This window comes from Bacillota bacterium (genome assembly GCA_030019365.1).
Classification (GTDB): domain Bacteria; phylum Bacillota; class Sulfobacillia; order JACIYH01; family JACIYH01; genus JACIYH01.
The window spans coordinates 1-639 of record JASEFA010000026.1 but is presented as its reverse complement, the minus strand read 5'-3'; the positions used below and the strand labels follow the sequence as shown (position 1 = coordinate 639).

Here is a 639-nt window from a genome sequence, read left to right as displayed (position 1 = left end):
CCCGGCAGAACCCCTCCAGCTGCTCCCCCACCCGGCGGCCCCGCGCCAGGAAGCCGGGATCAGCCATCATCTCCAGCACCTCCAGGGCAGCCACACACGCCAGCGGGTTCCCCCCATACGTCCCCCCGATGCCACCCTTGTGCACCGAGTCCATGATCTGGGCCTTGCCGATCACCCCCGCCAGCGGCAGCCCCGCCGCTATCGACTTGGCCACCAGCAGGATGTCCGGCTCGATACCCTCGTGCTCCACCGCAAACAGCTTCCCCGTGCGACCAAAACCCGTCTGCACCTCGTCGGCAATGAACAAGATCCCGTGCCGCTCGCAGATCTCCTTCAAACCCCGCAGGTACCCGGGAGGAGGTACGATGAACCCACCCTCCCCCTGCACCGGCTCCACCACCAGCGCGGCCACGTTGCGGCCCCCCACCCTCTCCTCCATGCCCTCCTCAAAGGCCCCCAGGCAGTAAAGCCCACAGCCCGGGTACGACCGGCCGTAAGCACACCGGTAACAGTAGGCATAGGGGAACCGGTACACCTCCGGGGCAAAGGGACCAAACCCGTCCTTGTACGGCAGCACGTGGCCCGTGAGCGTCATGGTGAGCAGGGTGCGACCGTGGAAGGCGTGGTCGAAGCACACCA

General features: G+C 67.0%; 1 protein-coding gene. It reads right to left on the bottom strand.

What is annotated here, in order from left to right; genetic code table 11:
* On the bottom strand, positions 1-639 hold a 639-nt coding region (locus tag QME70_14050), incomplete at both ends, for an aminotransferase class III-fold pyridoxal phosphate-dependent enzyme (GenBank protein ID MDI6895685.1).